The organism is Pseudomonas sp. NFR16 (assembly GCF_900108875.1).
In the GTDB taxonomy this organism is placed as follows: domain Bacteria; phylum Pseudomonadota; class Gammaproteobacteria; order Pseudomonadales; family Pseudomonadaceae; genus Aquipseudomonas.
In genome coordinates this window covers 621,493-640,291 of sequence record NZ_FNYJ01000003.1, presented here as the reverse complement: position 1 = coordinate 640,291, position 18,799 = coordinate 621,493, and the positions used below count along the sequence as shown (strand labels likewise).

The window sequence follows — 18,799 nt, the reverse complement described above, 5'->3', positions numbered from 1 at the left end:
GGGTGTCGGGTGGGTAGCGGTGATTCGTGGTTGAGGCTAATGCGGTGATCGTTCCCCCGCGCTGCGTGGGAACGATCACACCGTGTCAGCCGATGGCGTCGATGGTATTCACCCCGTCCACCAGTCGCTGAATCCCCAGCGGATTGGCGTTTTTCAAGGCATCGGGCAGTGCGCTGTCGGGGTAATTCTGGAAACACACCGGCCGCAGATACCGATCGATCGCCAACGTACCGACCGAGGTGCCACGGGCATCGGACGTTGCCGGGTACGGGCCGCCGTGGACCATCGAGTCCACCACTTCAACGCCCGTCGGGTAACCATTGATGAGAATGCGTCCGACCTTCTGCTCCAGCAGGCCGGTCAGTTCGCTGAAGCGCGCCATGTCATCGCCATCCACCAGCAGGGTCGCGGTGAGCTGACCGTGAAGGCCCAGCAGTGCTTCGGTGAGCTGCGCCTGGTCGGCGACCTTGACGATGATCGACGTGGGCCCGAACACTTCCTCCTGCAACAGCTCGTCGCCGTCCAGCAACAGACTGACATCCGCCTTGAACAGTTGAGGATGAGCCTGATCGCCTGCCTGCTCAGCGCCGGCCAGATGCTCGATGCCGGCGTGTGCGTGCAGGGCTTTCACACCGCGGGCGTAACTGCTCAGCGTGCCGGCATTGAGCATCGTCTGCGGCGGCTGATCGTCGATCTGTGCCGCCAGGCGTTGCTGGAATTGATCGAACGCAGGCGAGCGCAGGCCGATGATCAGACCAGGATTGGTGCAGAACTGCCCGCAGCCCTGAACGATCGAGGCCGCCAGTTCCGAAGCGATGCGCTCGCTGCGCAACTCAAGCGCCTGCGGCAGGATGATGACCGGGTTGATGCTCGACATCTCGGCAAACACCGGGATCGGCTGAGGGCGAGCGGCAGCCATGTCGCACAGCGCGCGACCGCCCTTGAGCGACCCGGTGAAACCGACGGCCTGAATCGCCGGGTGCTTGACCAGCCACTCGCCGACACCGCCGCCATAAATCATGTTGAACACGCCCTTGGGCATGCCGGTTTTATCCGCGGCACGCAACAGCGCGTCGGCTACCTGCTCGGCCGTCGCCATGTGACCGCTGTGGGCCTTGAATACCACCGGACATCCGGCGGCCAGCGCCGAGGCGGTGTCGCCACCGGCCGTGGAGAATGCCAGCGGGAAGTTGCTGGCGCCGAACACCGCAACCGGACCAAGGCCAATGCGATACTGCCGCAGGTCCGGGCGCGGCGCGGGCTTGCGGTCCGGCAACGGCAGATCGATGCGCGCGCCGTAGAAATCGCCCCGTCGCAACACCTTGGCAAACAGGCGCATCTGTCCGGTCACGCGGCCCCGCTCGCCCTGAATCCGGGCGGTGGGCAGCGCGGTTTCGCGACAGACCGTGGCGATGAACTCATCGCCCAGCGCGTCCAGTTCATCGGCGATAGCGTCGAGAAACTGCGCGCGACGTTCTGCGCTGAGCGAGCGATACGCGGGATAAGCGGACGCTGCGGCCTTGGCGGCAGCATCCACTTCTTCGACAGTGGCCTGATAAAAATCGTGGGGCAGGTTTTCACCGGTACTGGCGTCAACGCTGTAGACGATGATCGTGCCAGCAGCGCTGCGCGTGCCGCCGATGTAGTTGTGACCAAGAATCTGGGTCATGAGGGTACTCCGGTAGCGTTTGATGCTGGCCAAGGGGCTGTGGGACCGAGACCTGTCCTGCGATCTGGCGCGCAGCGGCAGCAAAACCAGCCGACACGCCGTGCCGGAAACACCGCGTTTCCCGGCAGACAGCGAAACAAGCCACGCTCCCACGCCCATTGGGCAGAAGCGGATCGAATGGTGGGTCAGAGCTGCTTGATGCCGCCAGGCTGGAACACGCCCTCGGCAGGCGCGATACCGTTCACCAGCGGCGCCCCGAATTCACGCTGGCTGATCTCGAACTTATCGCCCGGCTGCGTCTTGATGCCATCGGCGAACGACAGCGTCGCGGTGCCGAAAAAGTGTACGTGCACGTCGCCCGGACGCAGGAACTGGGCATATTTGAAATGGTGATACTCCAGATTTTCCAGGCTATGGCACATGTTGGCTTCGCCGCTGAGGAACTCTTTCTCCCACAACACCTGACCGTCCCGAAGAATACGGCTGGTGCCCGCCAGATTCTGCGGCAGGTCACCCACGCGCAGCTCTGGCCCGAACGAGCAGGCGCGCAGTTTGGAATGCGCCAGATAAAGGTAGTTCTTGCGCTCCATGACGTGGTCGGAGAATTCGTTGCCGATGGCAAATCCGAGTCGATAGGGCTTGCCGTCGTGGCCGATCACGTACAGCCCGCTCAGCTCCGGCTCTTCACCTGCGTCTTCGGAGAAAGGCGGCTGCGGGAACGACTGACCCGGGCGGATGACAATGCTGCCATCGCCTTTGTAAAACCACTCCGGTTGCACACCCGCCTGCCCTGCCGCCGGCTTGCCGCCCTCCAGGCCCCACTTGAAGATGCGCATGGTGTCGGTCATGGCCGACTCGTCATTGCCATGCTGATGCATTTTGTCCCGGGCCGACGCGCTGCCCAGATGGGTCAGGCCTGTGCCGCTGACCAGCACGTGCGCGGGGTCCGGATGATCGAGCGGCGGCAGGATCTGCAGATCGGCACGCAGCTGGGAATAATCGTGGTTGTCGCCCAGACCGAGGCTGTCGACCTGTTCGGCCAGGGAGATTTTCTTGTCGATGGCCGCCAGTGCCAGATCACGCGTACTGGTCGCACCCTGGATTTCACGTACCAGCGCACCGTCCACCAGACCGACACGACGCTGACCATTGCCCAGCTCGAACTGTACTAAATGCATGGAATGTCTCCTTTTCAGATGGTGTGCACGGTCTCTCCAGGAGCGCGCTTGCCCGCGACAGCTTTTTGGCTGAGACATTTTCATGCCTGACTCAACGCCTTCGCGGGTAAGCGCGCCCCTACACAGGCCGCTTTAACGAGAGCCGCGCGCGCTGGCGGCGAATTTCGATTCGGGCAAGACGTGCTTGCGTTCCAGCACGCGGTACACGACGCCGGTCAGAATCAATCCGCAGAGCATTACGCCCGAGAGGAAATACAGGCCGGTGGCGAGATTGCCCGTGAGTTCTTTGAGCCAGCCGATCACGAACGGGCCGATGTAGCCGCCCAGGTTGCCCACCGAGTTGATCAAGGCAATGCCGGCCGCAGCGCTGGCGCCTGCGAAGAAACGTCCCGGCAGGGTCCAGAACACCGCCGTGCAGGAAAACAGCGAAAAGGCCACCAGACACAGCGCCGCCAGCTGCAGGACTGGCGTGCCGAGGAAGGCGCTGAGGAACAGCCCGATCGCGCCGATCACGTAGAGAAACGCCAGATGGCCATAGCGATCATTGAGGCGGTCGGAGCTGCGCGGCACGATCAGCAGGCCAACGATGCCGAAGATGTAAGGCACCGCAGACACGAAGCCGGTGACCAGATCGCTGCCGCCAAATTGCTTGATCAGCGTCGGCAGCCACAGGCCCAGTCCATAAATGCTCAGCGTCACCGGCAGGTAGAACAGCGCCAGCAACAGCACGCGCTTGTCCTTGAGTGCATGCAGCGGGTTGCCGTGGCGAGTCTGGCCGTACTCTTCCAAGTCCTTTTTAAGCTCACCGGCGAGCCAGTCCTTCTCGACCGGGTCCATCCACTTCACATCCCTGGGACCGTCAGGCAACCAGCGCAGCACCGGCCAGGTCAGCAGAATCGCCGGCGCGCCGATGCACAGGAACAGCCATTGCCAGCCTTGCAGGCCGGCAACGCCCTCCATGCCCAGCAGGCCACCGGAAATCGGGCCGGTGATCATCATCGCGATGGGTTGGGAAAGGATAAACAGGCCAAGGATCTTGCCGCGGTGGCGAACCGGGAACCACTGGGTGATGTAGTACAGCACGCCCGGGAAGAAGCCCGCTTCGGCCGCGCCGAGCAGAAAGCGCATGACATAAAAGCTGGTCGGGCCCTGGACGAACGCCATGCCCATGGTGATCGCGCCCCAGGTGATCATGATTCGCGCGAACCAGCGCCGGGCGCCGAAGCGTTCGAGCATCAGGTTGCTGGGGATTTCGAGCAGGAAGTAGCCGATGAAAAACAGACCGGCGCCCATGCCATAAGCCGCATCGCCGATGCCGACGTCCGCGCCCATGTGCAGCTTGGCAAAGCCCACAGCGGAGCGATCGACGTAGGCGATCAGGTACAACAGGATCAAAAACGGAATGAGTTTCAGGGTGATGCGACGAATAAGCCTGAGTTCCTGGCTCATGTAAGCGGTCTCCACGTTGTTTTTGTTATGGAAGCTTCGGGGATCGCCTCTGTCGTCGTGTGCGCCGTGCTGCTGTGAGTGGCCTGACAGGGTCGTCCCTCGATTGGAGACGACTATATAGTATTACTATTTAAGGTTACAACTCTTCCACTCTGGCGATTTTCGGCCTATTTTAGTCAGCACGCGAAGCCTTTAGTCTTACAATAAGAGTGCTGATTTATGTCCGATTCCAATAAGAAACCCACCCTTCGTTCGGCCCAATGGTTCGGTACCGCTGACAAGAACGGCTTTATGTACCGCAGCTGGATGAAGAACCAGGGCATCGCCGACCACCAGTTCCAGGGCAAGCCGATCATCGGCATCTGCAACACCTGGTCTGAACTCACCCCCTGCAACGCCCACTTCCGGACCATCGCCGAGCACGTCAAACGAGGCGTGATCGAAGCGGGTGGCTTCCCTGTCGAATTCCCGGTGTTCTCCAACGGCGAATCGAACCTGCGTCCGACCGCCATGCTGACCCGCAACCTGGCCAGCATGGACGTGGAGGAAGCGATTCGTGGCAACCCTATCGACGGCGTCGTGCTGTTGACCGGTTGTGACAAAACCACCCCGGCCCTGTTGATGGGCGCCGCCAGCTGCGACGTCCCGGCCATCGTCGTCACCGGCGGGCCGATGCTCAACGGCAAGCACAAGGGCAAGGACATCGGCGCCGGCACCATCGTCTGGCAGATGCACGAGTCTTATAAGGCAGGCCAGATCAGCCTGGACGAATTCCTCTCCGCCGAAGCCGGCATGTCGCGCTCGGCCGGGACCTGCAACACCATGGGCACGGCGTCGACCATGGCCTGCATGGCCGAAGCGCTGGGCACATCGCTGCCGCACAACGCCGCGATTCCCGCTGTGGATTCCCGTCGCTATGTGCTGGCACACATGTCCGGCATGCGCGCCGTGCAAATGGTCAATGAAGACCTGCGCCTGTCGAAGATCCTGACCAGGGAAGCCTTCGAAAACGCCATTCGCGTGAACGCCGCCATCGGCGGTTCGACCAACGCGGTGATCCACCTCAAGGCCATCGCCGGCCGGATCGGCGTCGATCTGGAACTGGACGACTGGACCCGCATCGGTCGCGGCACACCGACGCTGGTAGACCTGCAGCCTTCGGGACGCTTCCTGATGGAAGAGTTCTATTACGCCGGTGGCCTGCCCGCGGTGCTTCGCCGTCTGGGCGAAAACAACCTGATCCCGAATCCCGAAGCACTGACCGTGAACGGCAAGACGCTGTGGGAGAACGTGCAGAACTCGCCGATCTACGGCGATGACGAAGTGATCCGGGCAATCGACAATCCGCTGGTCGCCGACGGTGGCATCTGCGTGCTGCGCGGCAACCTTGCGCCACTGGGCGCAGTGCTCAAGCCTTCTGCCGCGACGCCCGCGCTGATGAAACATCGAGGCCGCGCAGTGGTGTTCGAGAACTTCGACATGTACAAGGCACGCATCAACGATCCGGACCTGGACGTCGACGCCGACAGCATTCTGGTGATGAAGAACTGCGGACCGAAGGGTTATCCGGGCATGGCTGAAGTCGGCAACATGGGCTTGCCGGCCAAGCTGCTGGCGCAAGGCGTGACGGACATGGTGCGGATTTCCGATGCGCGCATGAGTGGCACGGCGTACGGCACGGTGGTGCTGCACGTGGCGCCGGAAGCTGCGGCAGGCGGCCCTCTGGCCGTGGTGCGCGAAGGTGACTTCATCGAACTGGACTGCTCGACGGGCCGATTGCATCTGGATGTCTCCGAGCAAGAGCTGGCGGCGCGCCTGGCAGACTGGCAGGCTCCGCAGCAACTGCTGGTAGGCGGCTATCGTCAACTGTACATCGATCACGTCATGCAGGCGGATCAGGGCTGCGACTTCGACTTCCTGGTCGGCATGCGTGGGTCGGAAGTGCCTCGGCATTCGCATTGACGGCCAGGGTGGCCAACGCGTGACCGGTTGGAACGAGCTTGCTCGCGAATGCTGACGCTCAGCCACTGAAGGTGCAGTGGCAGGACTGACGTTTTCGCGAGCAAGCTCGCTCTTGAAGGTTCTCCGCCAGTCGCGAGCTTCCAGTTTGTTCAGCCGTAAAATCCCGGACATTTCCTGCCCGCGCCCTGACTTGATCGCCAATGCTATGATGCGCGGCATTCACCGCTCAGGATCGCTCCCCGCCCCATGGATTACCGTAAGCCCTCCGACCGTAAAAGCATGCATTCGCGCATCGTCCAGGACATCGGCATGCAGATCGTTTCAGGCCGTTTCAAACCTGACGACAAGCTTCCTGCCGAAGCCCTGCTCTGCGAGGAATACGCGGTCAGTCGGCCGGTGCTGCGCGAAGCCACCCGCGTGCTGGTCGCCAAAGGGCTGGTCTATTCGCGGCCTCGCGTCGGGACGGTGGTCAAACCCCGTCGTGAGTGGCACATCCTCGACCCCGACGTGTTGCACTGGTTGATGCAAAGCTCGCCCCAGAACGAGTTTTTTACCCTGTTGACCAGCGTGCGCAGCATCATAGAACCGGCCGCCGCAGCCCTGGCGGCGCAGCATGCGACGCCGGACGAAATCGATGCCATCGGCGAAGCCTACGAGCGTATGGCGGCGGCACCGACCGTCGAGGACGTGCTGCAACCGGATCTTGATTTCCACAGCCGCATCGCCGACGCGACCCATAACGATCTGCTGGCGCATCTGTGCAACATGCTTTCACTGGCCCTGCGCGAGGCGCTCAAGCACTCCAACAAACGCCCGAATCTGCATGAGCTTGCGCTGCCGCGGCATCGTGCGATTCTCACCGCCATCGAAAACCGCGACGCCCTTGGCGCCCATCACGCAACGCTTGTGCAGCTGGATGATGCGCGCAATGCGCTGAACGCAGTGCTGGGGCAAAGCCTGAAACTGTAACTGCGCGAAAACCACGCATGCAGTCAGGGGTCCGTTTTCAGCCCGCAAGCGTCTGATCGGTTGTCGACCTCAGAGAAGCGCCCCGCATGTCAGGGCAGGTAGATGCTGAACAGGCCTCCGCCGAGTTCGCCGCCGTTGGCAATTTCAATATGACCGTGTACGCCCTGGCGCTGGTGCTGGCGTGCGATATTCGCTGCGAAATACAACCCCAGACCAGTGCTGCCGCTGCTTTGATTGATGCCCAGCACATAGTCGCTCTGCTGTTCGATCATGTGCACAGGGAAGCCCGGGCCGTCGTCGTTGACCGTGATCACCAATTGCTCGCCGACTTGCCCTGCCTTGATCAGCACCTCAGCGCGCGCGTAGCGGATAGCGTTGATGACCACATTGGAAATCACCGACCCCACCAGCTCGCGATCGAAGAAACCCGGCAGGCCGAAATCGTCGATCTGCAAACGGGCCGCGATCCCGCGACTGTCGAGCACCTCCTGATGCAGCGCCAGCTGAGCTTCGATGAAGTCGTCCAGCTCATGATAATCCGGCCGCAAAGGCAGCTGATTCACGCCCAGCTTGTACAGACCGAGCAGTTGCACGAGCATGCCGTTCAGGTGCGCAAATTCGTAATCGATCACGCCCTGTTCCGGCGTGCCGCGCTGAGCCTCGGGCAACTGTCTGATCCACTGTCCGTGGGCCTGAATCAGCGATGCCAGGGAATTTTTCATGTCGTGAACGGTGGAGGCGATCACCATCGAAAAGTCGAGCCCCGGTTGCTGATCCGTCATTCGCCGAATGCCCTGAGTCGCAGTTTCTGATATCGGTCGTATCGAGGGTCGGTCTCGGGCATTTTCCCGACCATCTTCAGACTGTTCTGACACTCTTGCAGGCTAGCCGTGTCCAGGTTCTGCACGCCCATGTGCAGCAGCGACTGAGCCATGTTCAACGCGATACTGATGTTCTTCGGCTGCAGCGCCAGCGCCTGGCGGAACATGTCCTGGGCTTCCCCCAGTTTGCCCGCGCGGTAGCTGCGAATGCCCTGCATATTGAGATCGACCGCGGCCTTGCCGGCGCTGAGGATTTCCGGGTCATCGGTCTGTTTGGCGATGCTCTGCATCACGGTCGGATCATCGCCGTAGATTTCCGCACAGCTTTTCAGCACGCCGGCGCCGGCCGCCTCCTGGCCCAGCTGCTTGAGCTGCGATGCCACGGCAAGCGCTGCGTCGGCACTGAGAAACTGCTCCATGCCTTCCAGCCGCGCCATCGCCTGCTCGGTCAGCTTGGCCGCCATTTCCGGGTCCGACGACGCCACGCTGGTCGCCTTCATCAGGCGCGCACGCACTTGCAGGCCGGCGTCGTTGGTGTGTTCCTTGGCGACTTCGCTCAGGGTCTGGTTGATCTCCACGCGGGTGCGCGCATCCAGACCACGCTCGCCGCCGCGACTGATCAAGGCCTGCGCCAGGCCCAGATTGGTTTCAGGATCCTTGAAGCGGGAAAACTGCCCCTGCGAGACCGCCTGACGATAGGCCTTGGACGCGCCGTCGAAATCCTGGTTTTCCAGCGCCAGCTTGCCCAGCAGACGCTGACGGCGCACGGCGTACGGCGACAGCCGCACGGCCTCTTCGAGCATCTTTTGCGCACGGCGGTTATCACCGCTGGCCATCAATACGTCTGCCAGACCGTCGAACAACACGGGCATGGTGTTGAACGTGCGGATGGCCTCTTCGTAAACCGTTTGCGCCTCGGCATTGCGACCGCGCTTGAACAGCAGCTTGCCGAGCGCGGCGAATGCCCAGGGCTGCGGGCGGTCTGCGAGGATCGACTTGAGAAATGCTTCCAGCGGCTCGTGCTGATTGAGGTCACGCAGCGCATCGGCTTTGTAGCGCAGACAGAGCGGCGCAAAACGTGGGTCCTGTTTGGTCAGGTTCACGCAGGCCGCCAGCACCTCGGCGGGCTTGCCGCGGTCGAGCGCCTGCAGGATCGGTTTGAGCAGATTTTTGCGCTGAACGATCTTTTCCAGTCGCTGAGCCAGACTGGCGCGGTTGAAAGGCTTCGTCAGATAGGCATCCGGCTCCCACTCCAGGGCACTCATGACCATGGCCTGGCTGTTTTCCGCCGTGACCATGACGAAGACACTTTCGTGGCTGATCAGCTTGTCGGTCATCAGGTCTTCAAGCACCTGCTGTCCATTTTTCTTGCCGTCACCCAGATTGAAGTCGTGCAGGATGAAGTCGTAGCGCTTCTGCGAGCACATCTTCAGCGCTTGCTCACCGGTGTCAGCGGTATCCACTTCCTTGACGCCCAACTCACGCAGCATCGACCTGACCGAGCTACGGAAATCGGAGAAATCATCGACGATCAGAAAGCTTTTTTGGTTCCACGCCAGCATCGAGATTCCTGTCACGGGAGTAAAAATAGCCCGAAGGCGTTACACGAAAGGTCGGCCAGCCAGCGCCCGTTTTTTTGCGGTGCAGATGATAGCCAACATCAATTTGCCATCAAGCTATTTCACGCTAGCCAAGGCCTGTTTGCATGCGGCATGACGCCGCTCGTCCGGGTTATCGGCGGCACGAAGGTAAAGCTTAGGTGATGAGCAGGGGAAAAAGCGATGCAACCACGGTGCCAGTATGCTCTCGTGTGCTCCGAGTGATCCGCCCGTTCGACCTTTAAGAGCACCTGTCGAGAATGACGTAACACGTTGATCGTGGATCCAAACTTTGTAGAAATGAAGTCAAATGACGACGTTCATCGCAAGCGTTTCAAAATGTGTAAAGTCCGTCATCCGTTAGCCGATACGCAGGCAAGGCGGCATACAACCGATGTCAGTCGCCATGCCCTCCTCCTTGCCCGAGTACTGTCCATGTCCTGGCTGATCAATCTGAAATTGAAGTCCAAGCTCCTCTCGGCATTCTGCCTATGCGCGCTGATCACTGTGATCGTGGGCGTGTTGGGACAAACCGGTATCTCGCGTCTGTACGAATTGTTCGAACAAACGGTCAGCAATAATCTGCTCTCGATCACCAAGGTCGATTCCGTAAAAGCGAACGTGATTGCCACCAACCGCGACTTTTTCAAAGTCATCGGCCTGAGCGCGATCAAGGCCAGCCCCGACGAGATCAACTCGGCGCTGCAGTCATTCAAGGAAAACCAGGTTCAGGCCGAGACCGACTTCAAGGTGTATCGCGGCACGCCGCTGCAGCCAGACGAGAAAGCGGCGGGTGACGACTTCGAGCGCGACTGGGCCGCATATATCAGCGCAGCGCAGAATACCCTTGCGGTGATCCAGACCGGCGACATCGAACAAGCCAGCAGACTTGCCGCCAGCAACGTCACGCCCAGCTATCGCAAGACCATGGGCGAGCTGAAAATCATCATCGAATCCAACGCCCGCCAGGCCAGCGAAGCGACGCAAGCGGGCGTCGACACCAACAGCCGCGTGACCTTGGTTCTGACCATCGGCTCGATCATCGCCGTGATCTGCGCCATCGCCCTGGGACTGCTCGTCACGCGCATGATTACCCGGCCGATCTACCAGTCCGTTGAAAGTGCAGCGCGCGTTGCCAGCGGCGATCTGACCCAACCGATCGCCACCGGCGGCCAGGACGAAACCGGGCAGTTGCTCAAGGCGCTCTCGCACATGCAAGGCAGCCTGAAGGGCACCGTACAGCAAATCGCCAGCGCATCGGATCAACTGGCCTCCGCCGCTGAAGAGTTGACCGTGGTCACCGACGACAGCACCCGAGGCCTGCTGCGCCAGAACGACGAAATTCAGCAGGCGGCCACGGCCGTGAACCAGATGACAGCAGCCGTCGAGGAAGTGGCGCGTAATGCCGCCAGCGCATCGCAGGTGTCCGCGCAAACGGCTGAGGACGCGCTCAAGGGTCAACAGCAAGTGCAACAAGCTGTGTCGGCGATGAACAGCATGACCGTGGAAATCAACGATTCGACCCAGCGCGTCGAAGCATTGGCCGGTCAGATCCGGGACATCACCAAAGTGCTGGACGTGATCCGTGGCATCGCCGAACAGACCAACCTGCTGGCGCTCAACGCCGCCATCGAAGCCGCTCGCGCAGGTGAGCAAGGTCGCGGTTTTGCGGTCGTCGCCGACGAAGTCCGCGCCCTCGCCCACCGCACCCAGGTGTCCACCGGCGAGATCGAATCGATGATTTCCCAAGTGCGCAACGGGGCCGAAGAGGCCGTACAGGCGATGGGCAAGAGCCAGTCGATCGCGGTGAACACCCAATCGCTTGCCACTGAGGCGGGCCGGGCGCTGGAGCGCATCAGCGAAGGTGTCAGCCAGATCAACGAGCGCAATCTGGTGATCGCCAGCGCCGCCGAAGAACAGGCCCAGGTGGCCCGCGAAGTGGACCGCAACCTGGTCAATATTCAGGACCTGTCGGCGCAGACTTCCGCTGGCGCAAACCAGACCAGCGCGTCGAGTCAGGAGTTGTCGCGCCTGGCCGTTTCGTTCAACACGATGGTCGGCAAGTTCACGCTGTAACCTGGTCGGAGCCGGTTCAGCGGACCGGTTTTCCCGCAAATGCTGTGCAATGGCCACATGAGACAAATTGGCGTATTGACTAAATCGTCCTGTGATTTGTCGTAAATCACATTTCGGGTACAATCGCCGCCCCGCCGCAGACACGCTTGGACCTGATGACCGAGTCCTGCGGCGATTGATGTTTACTCAAGCTGCTGAATCCAATGATCGAATAAAAAGCCAGCACCGAGGGACATAGAACTGGAGGTCGACCGCTTCACTGGCCTCCTGACCCTTTCCTCCGCGTCTTCCGAGAGCGAAGCCTGTCTGACGTTTGCGCCCCACCCGGCGCCAGCTAACAGGACGTTGCGCAACGAATGCTGCAGGCGGATAACTTTCTATCTATTGGATGACTCAATGTTCAAGAAAACGAGCAAGGCCCTGCTGGGTCTGGCGATTTCGGCGACCTTCCTGCAAGCCCACGCTGCCGAGAGCAAAAAAGTCGACGTGCTGTTGATCGGCGGCGGCATCATGAGTTCGACCCTGGGTGTCTGGCTCAACGAGCTGGAACCGGGCTGGTCGATGGAAATGGTCGAGCGTCTGGACGCCGTCGCCGAAGAAAGCTCCAACGGCTGGAACAACGCCGGTACCGGTCACTCCGGCCTGGCCGAGCTGAACTACACGCCAGAAGACAAAGACGGCAAGGTCAACATTTCCAAGGCTATCGAAATCAACGAAGCCTTCCAGGTGACCCGTCAGTTCCTGTCCTGGCAAGTGCGCCAGAGCGTCCTGAAGAACCCGCCTTCGTTTATCAACACCACGCCGCACATGAGCTTCGTGTGGGGCGATGACAACATCAAATTCCTGAAAAAGCGTTACGACGCACTGCAAGCCAGCCCGCTGTTCCGCCCGATGCAATACTCCGAAGACCCGGTGCAGATCGCCAAGTGGGTCCCGCTGATGATGGAAGGTCGCGACCCGAGCCAGAAGCTGGCGACCACCTGGACACCGATCGGCACCGACGTCAACTGGGGTGAAGTCACCCGTCAGTACGTGTCCTACCTGCAGACTCGTCCGAACTTCGACCTGAAGCTGTCCAGTGAAGTCAACGACATTACCCGTAACGAAGACGGCTCGTGGCACGTCGAATACAAGAACCTGAAAGACGGCACCACATCCGGTACCGATGCCAAGTTCCTGTTCATCGGCGCAGGCGGCGGTGCGTTGAAGCTGCTGCAGAAATCCGGCATTCCGGAAGCGCAGGAATACGCAGGCTTCCCGGTCGGCGGCTCGTTCCTGGTGACCGAGAACCCGACCGTCGCCATGCAGCACATGGCCAAGGCCTACGGCATCGCCTCCACTGGCGCCCCGCCCATGTCGGTCCCGCACCTGGACACCCGCGTACTCGACGGCAAGCGCGTCATCCTGTTTGGCCCGTTCGCGACCTTCTCCACCAAGTTCCTGAAAGAAGGTTCCTACCTGGACCTGTTCAGCAGCATGACTACCCATAACTTCTGGCCGATGACCAAAGTGGGTATCGAGCAGTACCCGCTGGTTGAATACCTTGCCGGCCAGTTGATGCTGTCCGATGATGATCGCTTCAAAGCGCTGCAGGAATACTTCCCGCACGCCAAGAAAGAAGACTGGCGCCTGTGGCAAGCCGGTCAGCGTGTGCAGATCATCAAGCGCGACGCAGATAAAGGCGGCGTGTTGAAACTGGGTACCGAGGTCGTCTCTTCACAGGACGGCAGCATCGCCGCTCTGCTGGGCGCATCGCCAGGTGCGTCGACCGCTGCACCGATCATGCTGAACGTGCTGGAAAGGATCTTCAAGACCCAGGTCGCGACGCCGGAATGGCAAGCGAAAATTCGTCAGATCGTGCCGAGCTATGGCACCAAGCTGAACGATTCGCCAGCCGCGGTTCAGCAGGAATGGAACTACACCGCAGAAGTGCTGCAACTGGGCAAGCCTCCGGTCATCGACCAGAGCGTCGGCACCAGCACCGCGCCGTCCAAGCCGGCCGAAAGCAAGCCCGCGAACGACATGGCGCTGTAACTCGCGCCTGACTACCCTGCGTCGGCAACCGTCGCAGGAAGGTCAATAAAGCCCCGCCAGAGCAATCTGCGCGGGGCTTTTTATATATCCGCACAAAGGCACTGGCGCACGAGGTCGGGATGTAAGCGCGGATGAGGAATTTGAGGGGCGCATTCAGAATGGTGTCCCAGGCGGGGTTCGAACCTGCAACCTTCCCCTTAGGAGGGGGATGCTCTATCCAATTGAGCTACTGAGACACTGATGCTGACGCTCTGAATGGCGCCAGCGGGACGGCGTGCATGTTAACGGCAAGCCATTGTTTTGTCATGTCGTCATTGGCTTTTTAGGCTGTAGTCCGCCGGACGTTTGACGAGGCAAAAAATCGCGTCATGCAAAATGCAATGCGGCAGAATGCCCTCATTGCAAAACGCAACCTACACCGCTGCCATTACGTTGCTAAGCCATTGATTTAAAGGCGTTTTTATTCTTAAAATGTTTGGCATGCAGACTGCATTATCCCTTCTCGCGCATTACCCCTTCAAAATCAATTTCAAGCGAAGGTACCCGAGATGAACATGACCCTCACTTTGCTGAACGCCGCCGCGCTCATCGCAATCGTCGCTTTCCATTTTCAGGATGATGGGAGCAAGGCTGAGAGTGTCGCCGTTCACGCTCAACCGCATTACCTGGTGAAACAGGCACCTCGTTTTGCAGCAATGCCCGCTCATAATTCGCAGGCGATGCTCGCCAACGACAGCGACGAAGCCATTCCAGTGGACCGGTCCGAACGTTGGGTATTCTGATTCGTTGATCTGAACCGGGTTTGCCAGCAAAAATTTTCCTAGAGAACAGCCATGTCCAAAGCAGCGTTATCCTTTCTCATCCTCGCCATTATGGCCGTAGCCCTTGATCAGCTGCTTCCAGCTTCCACGGAAACGTTTTCGACTGCGGCCAAAGCAGCTGCCGTGGTGTTCGCAGTCTTGTTCGTCGCAGCGCTGTTCGTAGGCCGGCGCATCAAGTTTGACCCGGTGCTGCGGCAGGCGAAGCCCTGAGCGAACGCTCGTTAACTCTCCTGCACACTGCTTCAGACGTACCCTCATAGATCCGAAACCTGACGACTCGCGCACGTCGTCAACCACCGCTTCTGGTGACAGAAAGACCCTTCGTCTCTTTCTTCCCAGCCTTCTCGATATTTTCTGCATCGCCCTCTACGCTGAAGACAGATAGCCATCACGGCGCAAACCCGCGTCCTCTGCGGCTGCCGCGCAGGGAGCTGAGCTTTGGGAACTTTGCAGACCAGAACGCATTTCTGATAATTGGTGCTGGCTAAAAGCCTTTATCTAGTTCAATATTTGTCACAGATTTGACGCCAAGGATCCGACGGATTGATGCATGATGACGGACCTTTATGCTGGTTGGTTGAACATTTTGCCAAAACGACAGTCAGACACTGACATCTCGCGGCCTAATGCAAGAACCGCCTCCCTCTTTGAACTAAATCGGTTAAATATATGAGCCCTATGAAACAGGCCAATTATTCCAGTCGCACAGCTGACAAGTTCGTTGTCCGTCTCCCGGAAGGTATGCGCGAGCGTATTGCGGAAGTCGCCAAACAGCATCACCGCAGCATGAACTCGGAAATCATTGCGCGTCTTGAGCAAAGCCTGATTCAGGAAGGCGCTCTGGGCGACGAGCCAAGCCTGCGTCTGGACAGCCCGGAGCTTTCGCTGCACGAACGCGAGCTGCTGCAACGCTTCCGCCAGTTGGCGCACCGTCAGCAGAATGCCCTGGTTTCGCTTATCGCTCATGACACCAGCCTGGCCAACGACGACGAATAAGTCGCGCAGCCAGAGACTAAAAAGCCAGCCTCGAGCTGGCTTTTTTGTGCCCGCTTTATTAATGGCTTAGTTCACGGCCTGCAGAAACGAAAAAACCGCCTTGAAGGCGGTTTTCCTGAAGTAGCACGTTAAAGAAGAAACAATGTAGCCAGACCCAGAAAGATGAAGAAGCCGCCGCTGTCGGTCATCGCAGTGATCATCACACTGGAACCCATCGCAGGATCTCGCCCAAGGCGAGCCAATGTCATCGGGATGAGCACCCCCATGAAGGCTGCGAGCAGGAGGTTGAGCGTCATCGCGGCCGTCATCACGACCCCCAGTGACCAGCTGTGATACAGCAGGTATGCGACGACCCCGATCACTCCGCCCCAGATGATGCCGTTGACCAGGGCGACGCCCAGCTCCTTGCGCATCAAGCGTGACGTATTCCCGGTGCTGACCTGATCGAGTGCCATGGCGCGAACGATCATGGTGATGGTCTGGTTACCGGAGTTGCCCCCGATTCCGGCCACGATGGGCATAAGCGCCGCCAGCGCCACCAGCTTCTCGATCGAGCCTTCGAACAGGCCGATCACGCGCGAAGCGATGAACGCAGTGATCAGGTTGACGGCCAGCCAGGACCAGCGGTTACGCAGCGACCGCCAGACCGAAGCGAAGATGTCTTCTTCCTCGCGCAGACCTGCCATATTAAGGACTTCGGTTTCGCTCTCTTCACGAATGAGGTCAACCATTTCGTCGATGGTCAAACGGCCGATGAGCTTGCCGTTCTTGTCCACTACCGGCGAGGAAATAAGGTCGTAACGTTCAAACGCCTGCGCGGCCTCGTAGGCATCGCCATCCGGGTGAAAGCTGACAGGATCGCTGGCCATGACCTCGGAAACCTGTTTTTCCGGGTCATTGACCAAAAGACGCTTGATGGGCAGCACGCCTTTCAGCACGCCGTCGTAATCAACCACAAACAGTTTATCGGTGTGGCCCGGCAGTTCCTTCAGGCGCCGCAAGTAACGCAGAACGACTTCCAGGCTGACGTCTTCGCGGATGGTCACCATCTCGAAGTCCATCAGAGCACCGACCTGATCCTCATCGTATGAAAGCGCCGAGCGCACGCGTTCGCGCTGCTGACTGTCGAGGGCCTCCATGAGTTCGTGCACAACATCGCGCGGCAACTCCGGTGCCAGGTCGGCGAGCTCGTCGGCGTCCATTTCCTTGGCAGCGGCGAGCAACTCGTGATCGTCCATGTCGGCGATCAGGGTTTCACGAACCGAGTCGGATACTTCGAGGAGGATGTCGCCGTCACGCTCGGCCTTGACCAGTTGCCAGACCGTCAGGCGGTCTTCAACAGGAAGCGCTTCGAGAATATAGGCAACGTCGGCGGAGTGCAGGTCATCGAGCTTGCGTTGCAACTCGACAAGGTTCTGCCGGTGAACGAGGTTTTCAACACGATCCTGGTGCTGGCCTTCCTGCCGATGAGTCAGGTCTTCGACAATGCGCTGACGCTGCAGCAGATCGATGACTTGAGCAAGGCGATCCTGAAGGCTGTCCTGCGTTTTTTTTACTTCAATTTCGGTCATAGGCGAACTCCACTCCCAGCAGTGGAACACGCCGGAAGATCAATCAGTCGATTCTTGATTGGTACAGCTTAATTCTGAGTTGCTACTGGGTAAGTCCATGGAGGTATTCCACAAGCCCCGGCGGGGCTGACGGGCGCAATCATACACCGCTTGCCGGCGCTTAAGGTTAAAAATTCAACACGGAACAATCGCTTGCAACACAATGTTAACCATCGTCCGAGTCCCCTCTGCTACGACGTCACATCCGGAGAAGAAAACACGCTGGCCGATGAATTTCCCTTTGGCTAACCTGCCCCTCCCTCGGCCAAGGAAGACGCCCCATGCCATTCCGGATATCCAGACTCGCCTTCGCATTGCTGCTGTTTTCACCTTCGATGAGCATGGCCGCAACGGTGAATCGATGCCAGGACGCCACCGGCAACATCACCTTCACCTCGGCCAGTTGCCCTCCCGGTCACACGCTTGAATTGCAGGAAGCCCACGCCCCGCTCACCGGCACTGTCCCGACAGCACCCGAGACAACCTTCGGCACAAAGCCAAGACCGCAGCGAGAACTGGTCATCGTCGGGACGCGCGATGACGGATGTGGAAACGTGTTGAGCGCTGATCAGCGTCGCAAGGCGATCATCAACCAGCAGACGCCACCGGGCATGACAAAAAGAGACGTTGAGAGCCTTTTGGGCAAACCCGACAAGATCATCGGCCGCAACGCCGAGCTGCGTTACGTGTACGAAGAGAAGAAAGGACGCAGCCGACACATCACATTCGATGAGAGCGGTTGCGTAAAAGGAAAACGCTGAAAAGCAAAAAGCCCGCATTTGCATGCGGGCTTTTCGTTTTATGGTGCACTCGACAGGATTCGAACCTGTGACCGCTCGGTTCGTAGCCGAGTACTCTATCCAGCTGAGCTACGAGTGCATGTGGCGCTTGATAAACCAGATCACCTCTGGTTGCTGCATTTTACTTCTGGAAGTGAGTGGTACTTCTGAAGACCTGTTGAAGCCAGGCTCTTTCTTAAAGCAGTTGTTCGTATCACTACCAACAACGCTTAAATGGTGCACTCGACAGGATTCGAACCTGTGACCGCTCGGTTCGTAGCCGAGTACTCTATCCAGCTGAGCTACGAGTGCATTTGTTGCCGCGCATTATAGGCCGTCGAATCTTTTGGTCAAGAACTTTTTCTAGTAAATTCAATAACTTACCGATCAAGCCAGATTACAACGTACTACGCAAATAATGGCGGAGAACGGGGGATTCGAACCCCCGACACCCTTTTGAGGTGTACTCCCTTAGCAGGGGAGCGCCTTCGGCCACTCGGCCAGCTCTCCGCAACACGGGGCGTATAATAACCACCCTTTTCCCCGTTTGCAAACCAAAAATTCAATAAAAATTAATGGCTTGGTTCCTGGTCCTTCTCTTTCTTGATGCGCAGGTAAATCTCTTCACGATGGACAGCCACTTCCTTGGGGGCGTTGACCCCAATCCGGACTTGATTGCCTTTTACGCCGAGCACTGTCACGGTGATTTCACCATCACCGATTATCAGGCTTTCTGCGCACCGACGAGTCAGAATCAGCATAACTATCTCCTCACGCCTTACATTCAAGGGACTACAGTCTGCACAACCAAAAGGCACCAGCCCGGCCATAACGGCA

Annotated in this window: 15 protein-coding genes and 4 tRNA genes; 8 read left to right on the top strand and 11 right to left on the bottom strand. The window is 59.3% G+C overall.

Annotated features, from left to right (window positions below; all coding sequences use genetic code 11):
* Positions 1-85 precede the first annotated feature (85 nt).
* The 3 genes from BMZ10_RS15775 to BMZ10_RS15765 all read right to left on the bottom strand — a co-directional run bounded on the left by BMZ10_RS15775 (position 86) and on the right by BMZ10_RS15765 (position 4,296).
* Positions 86-1,669 (bottom strand): aldehyde dehydrogenase (NADP(+)), encoded by a 1,584-nt coding sequence (locus BMZ10_RS15775; RefSeq protein ID WP_093464052.1) that lies wholly within the window; start codon positions 1,667-1,669, stop codon positions 86-88.
* A 185-nt stretch (positions 1,670-1,854) separates the two neighbouring features.
* The gene (gene araD1, locus BMZ10_RS15770; RefSeq protein ID WP_093464049.1) at positions 1,855-2,847 is read right to left on the bottom strand and encodes an AraD1 family protein; all 993 of its coding nucleotides are present in this window, start codon (positions 2,845-2,847) and stop codon (positions 1,855-1,857) included.
* Positions 2,848-2,979: 132 nt separating this feature from the next.
* The gene (locus BMZ10_RS15765; RefSeq protein ID WP_093464046.1) at positions 2,980-4,296 is read right to left on the bottom strand and encodes an MFS transporter; all 1,317 of its coding nucleotides are present in this window, start codon (positions 4,294-4,296) and stop codon (positions 2,980-2,982) included.
* A gap of 219 nt (positions 4,297-4,515) precedes the next feature.
* Between BMZ10_RS15765 and BMZ10_RS15760 the strand changes: the two genes are divergently transcribed.
* Positions 4,516-6,258, top strand: a complete 1,743-nt coding sequence (locus BMZ10_RS15760) for an IlvD/Edd family dehydratase (RefSeq protein ID WP_093464043.1) — start codon at positions 4,516-4,518, stop codon at positions 6,256-6,258.
* A 246-nt stretch (positions 6,259-6,504) separates the two neighbouring features.
* Positions 6,505-7,227, top strand: coding sequence for a FadR/GntR family transcriptional regulator (locus BMZ10_RS15755; RefSeq protein WP_093464040.1), 723 nt, complete (start codon positions 6,505-6,507; stop codon positions 7,225-7,227).
* Positions 7,228-7,316: 89 nt separating this feature from the next.
* On the opposite strand, the gene BMZ10_RS15750 is transcribed toward BMZ10_RS15755, so the two are convergent.
* Together BMZ10_RS15750 and BMZ10_RS15745 are read right to left on the bottom strand one after the other, a co-directional pair.
* Positions 7,317-8,009 (bottom strand): sensor histidine kinase, encoded by a 693-nt coding sequence (locus BMZ10_RS15750; protein WP_093464036.1) that lies wholly within the window; start codon positions 8,007-8,009, stop codon positions 7,317-7,319.
* Positions 8,006-9,610, bottom strand: coding sequence for a response regulator (locus BMZ10_RS15745; protein WP_093464033.1), 1,605 nt, complete (start codon positions 9,608-9,610; stop codon positions 8,006-8,008). The genes BMZ10_RS15750 and BMZ10_RS15745 overlap by 4 nt, the downstream gene beginning before the upstream one ends.
* 471 nt (positions 9,611-10,081) lie before the next feature.
* Between BMZ10_RS15745 and BMZ10_RS15740 the strand changes: the two genes are divergently transcribed.
* On the top strand, positions 10,082-11,722 hold the full coding sequence (locus BMZ10_RS15740) for a HAMP domain-containing methyl-accepting chemotaxis protein (protein WP_093464030.1): 1,641 nt from the start codon (positions 10,082-10,084) through the stop codon (positions 11,720-11,722).
* Positions 11,723-12,118: 396 nt separating this feature from the next.
* Positions 12,119-13,756 (top strand): malate dehydrogenase (quinone), encoded by a 1,638-nt coding sequence (gene mqo / locus BMZ10_RS15735; protein ID WP_093464028.1) that lies wholly within the window; start codon positions 12,119-12,121, stop codon positions 13,754-13,756.
* Positions 13,757-13,915: 159 nt separating this feature from the next.
* Here the strand turns inward: mqo and BMZ10_RS15730 are convergent.
* Positions 13,916-13,992: transfer RNA gene (locus BMZ10_RS15730), tRNA-Arg, on the bottom strand.
* A gap of 318 nt (positions 13,993-14,310) precedes the next feature.
* Here BMZ10_RS15730 and BMZ10_RS15725 point away from each other — a divergent pair.
* From BMZ10_RS15725 to BMZ10_RS15715, 3 genes are all read left to right on the top strand, one after another.
* Positions 14,311-14,538, top strand: coding sequence for a hypothetical protein (locus BMZ10_RS15725; RefSeq protein WP_256214511.1), 228 nt, complete (start codon positions 14,311-14,313; stop codon positions 14,536-14,538).
* 51 nt (positions 14,539-14,589) lie between these two features.
* Entirely contained in the window at positions 14,590-14,787 is a 198-nt protein-coding gene (locus tag BMZ10_RS15720; protein ID WP_093464022.1) for a PA3371 family protein, read from the top strand.
* 459 nt (positions 14,788-15,246) lie between these two features.
* Positions 15,247-15,573: an Arc family DNA-binding protein gene (locus BMZ10_RS15715; RefSeq protein ID WP_093464019.1), complete on the top strand. Its 327-nt coding sequence runs from the start codon at positions 15,247-15,249 to the stop codon at positions 15,571-15,573.
* Positions 15,574-15,701: 128 nt separating this feature from the next.
* On the opposite strand, the gene mgtE is transcribed toward BMZ10_RS15715, so the two are convergent.
* Entirely contained in the window at positions 15,702-17,144 is a 1,443-nt protein-coding gene (gene mgtE / locus BMZ10_RS15710) for a magnesium transporter (RefSeq protein WP_093464016.1), read from the bottom strand.
* A 320-nt stretch (positions 17,145-17,464) separates the two neighbouring features.
* On the opposite strand from mgtE, the gene BMZ10_RS15705 reads away from it, so the two are divergent.
* Positions 17,465-17,944: a DUF4124 domain-containing protein gene (locus BMZ10_RS15705; RefSeq protein WP_093464013.1), complete on the top strand. Its 480-nt coding sequence runs from the start codon at positions 17,465-17,467 to the stop codon at positions 17,942-17,944.
* A 41-nt stretch (positions 17,945-17,985) separates the two neighbouring features.
* Here the strand turns inward: BMZ10_RS15705 and BMZ10_RS15700 are convergent.
* The 4 genes from BMZ10_RS15700 to csrA all read right to left on the bottom strand — a co-directional run bounded on the left by BMZ10_RS15700 (position 17,986) and on the right by csrA (position 18,723).
* A tRNA-Arg gene (locus BMZ10_RS15700) sits at positions 17,986-18,062 on the bottom strand.
* 135 nt (positions 18,063-18,197) lie between these two features.
* Positions 18,198-18,274 (bottom strand) — tRNA-Arg (locus BMZ10_RS15695).
* A gap of 107 nt (positions 18,275-18,381) precedes the next feature.
* Positions 18,382-18,472: transfer RNA gene (locus BMZ10_RS15690), tRNA-Ser, on the bottom strand.
* A gap of 62 nt (positions 18,473-18,534) precedes the next feature.
* Positions 18,535-18,723, bottom strand: coding sequence for a carbon storage regulator CsrA (csrA, locus tag BMZ10_RS15685; protein WP_020290522.1), 189 nt, complete (start codon positions 18,721-18,723; stop codon positions 18,535-18,537).
* Positions 18,724-18,799 lie beyond the last annotated feature (76 nt).

What these genes read in the sequence shown, in the direction of transcription:
- BMZ10_RS15720 (WP_093464022.1), top strand. Translation starts at nt 14,590, where the DNA reads ATGTCCAAAGCAGCGTTATCCTTTCTCATCCTCGCCATTATGGCCGTA.
- BMZ10_RS15750 (WP_093464036.1), bottom strand. Translation starts at nt 8,009, where the DNA reads ATGACGGATCAGCAACCGGGGCTCGACTTTTCGATGGTGATCGCCTCC.
- BMZ10_RS15715 (WP_093464019.1), top strand. Translation starts at nt 15,247, where the DNA reads ATGAGCCCTATGAAACAGGCCAATTATTCCAGTCGCACAGCTGACAAG.
- BMZ10_RS15760 (WP_093464043.1), top strand. Translation starts at nt 4,516, where the DNA reads ATGTCCGATTCCAATAAGAAACCCACCCTTCGTTCGGCCCAATGGTTC.
- BMZ10_RS15775 (WP_093464052.1), bottom strand. Translation starts at nt 1,669, where the DNA reads ATGACCCAGATTCTTGGTCACAACTACATCGGCGGCACGCGCAGCGCT.
- araD1 (WP_093464049.1), bottom strand. Translation starts at nt 2,847, where the DNA reads ATGCATTTAGTACAGTTCGAGCTGGGCAATGGTCAGCGTCGTGTCGGT.
- BMZ10_RS15755 (WP_093464040.1), top strand. Translation starts at nt 6,505, where the DNA reads ATGGATTACCGTAAGCCCTCCGACCGTAAAAGCATGCATTCGCGCATC.
- BMZ10_RS15725 (WP_256214511.1), top strand. Translation starts at nt 14,311, where the DNA reads ATGACCCTCACTTTGCTGAACGCCGCCGCGCTCATCGCAATCGTCGCT.
- BMZ10_RS15765 (WP_093464046.1), bottom strand. Translation starts at nt 4,296, where the DNA reads ATGAGCCAGGAACTCAGGCTTATTCGTCGCATCACCCTGAAACTCATT.
- mqo (WP_093464028.1), top strand. Translation starts at nt 12,119, where the DNA reads ATGTTCAAGAAAACGAGCAAGGCCCTGCTGGGTCTGGCGATTTCGGCG.
- BMZ10_RS15745 (WP_093464033.1), bottom strand. Translation starts at nt 9,610, where the DNA reads ATGCTGGCGTGGAACCAAAAAAGCTTTCTGATCGTCGATGATTTCTCC.
- csrA (WP_020290522.1), bottom strand. Translation starts at nt 18,723, where the DNA reads ATGCTGATTCTGACTCGTCGGTGCGCAGAAAGCCTGATAATCGGTGAT.
- BMZ10_RS15740 (WP_093464030.1), top strand. Translation starts at nt 10,082, where the DNA reads ATGTCCTGGCTGATCAATCTGAAATTGAAGTCCAAGCTCCTCTCGGCA.
- mgtE (WP_093464016.1), bottom strand. Translation starts at nt 17,144, where the DNA reads ATGACCGAAATTGAAGTAAAAAAAACGCAGGACAGCCTTCAGGATCGC.
- BMZ10_RS15705 (WP_093464013.1), top strand. Translation starts at nt 17,465, where the DNA reads ATGCCATTCCGGATATCCAGACTCGCCTTCGCATTGCTGCTGTTTTCA.